Genomic DNA, 1,305 nt, shown 5'->3' on the forward strand with positions numbered 1-1,305 from the left:
ACCCGGGGCGCCGCCGCCCACCCGAAGGTCTCCTGGAGTTTCACCGCGAGCACCGGCCGGGCCGGATCGGTGTAGTCCAGCCGGATCCGCGAACCGGTCGGCACGGCGAGCCGCTCCGGTGCCAGCTCGTCCAACCGGGCCGCCTGCGGCCAGGGCAGCAGTCGGCGCAGGGCGTCATGGACGTCGATCCGGGCCAGGTCGGCCCGACGGCGGGCCCCGGCGAGGTCCGGCCCGAGCCAGTCCGGTGCCCCGGCCAGCAGCGCCTCGTCGGACGTCTCCGGCCACGGGTCGCCCAGCGCGTACCGGCAGAAGGCCAGCCGGTCGCGCAGCGAGCGGGCGGCCGGTGTCCAGGTCAACAGGGACAGGCCCACCTCCCGGAGACCGGTGAGCAGCGCCGTGGCCACCTGCTCCGGGTCGGCTGCCGGCAACGGGCGCTCGGCCAGCACGACCGCCCCGAGCCGGGTGGTCTCCCGGGCCACCACGTCCGTACCGGACCAGCCGACCTCCCGGTCGGTGCGCAGCAGGGGTGCGCCCACCTCCCGGGCGGTCGCCTCGTCGAGCGGGGCGGCCAGCCGGATCCGGGCCGCCGGCCCACCCGGGGAGCGGTCCGCGACGGCGACCGCCAACCACGGCGTACCCGCCAGCGCCGACCCGGGACCGAGTTCCGCGGCGGTTCCCCCGGACATCAGGTACGTCGACCCGCCCGGCTGGCGGGCCCGGGCCAGCCGTTCCGGGTACGCCAGTCCCACCAGCAGCGCGGCGGCCAGGTCGTCCGGGACCCCGCCGGGGTCGCGGGTGCCCGCTCCCGCCCCGGTGGCCGGTAGCGCGGCGGTGAGCCGGCGCACCTCGGTCCGCCAACGGGCACTGGCGCCCGGGTCGGTACCCGCACGCAGCCGGCGCCACAGGGCGGTGAGATCGTCCCCCGGGCCGGCGACCGACTCCTCGGCGAGCAGGGCGACCACCTCGGCGGCCCGGTCCGCGCCGACCCGGGGCGCCCCGTCCAGCAGGGCCCGGGCCAGCCGGGGATGCACCCCGACGGCGGCAACCGCCCGGCCCCGGTCGGTCACCCGGCCGTCGACGTCGACCGCCCCGAGCGCGGTCAACGTCTCCCGGGCCACCTGGAGTGCCGCCGGGGGCGGCGGCTCCGGCAGGGCCAGCCCGACCCCGTCCGGCTGACCCCAGCAGGCCAACTGCAACGCGAACCCGGTCAGGTCGGTACCGGCGATCTCCGGCTCGCCCTGGGCCGGCAACCGGTCGTGCCGTTCGGCCGACCAGCAGCGGTAGACGTACCCCGGACCCTCCCGC

General features: G+C 78.6%; 1 protein-coding gene. It reads right to left on the reverse strand.

Annotated elements, in window-relative coordinates; translation table 11 throughout:
• Positions 1-1,305 (reverse strand): ATP-dependent helicase C-terminal domain-containing protein (locus GSF22_RS33600; RefSeq protein WP_280117035.1); only part of this gene is annotated, 1,305 nt, incomplete at both ends.

Source organism: Micromonospora echinofusca, assembly GCF_017614955.1.
Classification (GTDB): Bacteria; Actinomycetota; Actinomycetes; order Mycobacteriales; family Micromonosporaceae; genus Micromonospora; species Micromonospora echinofusca_A.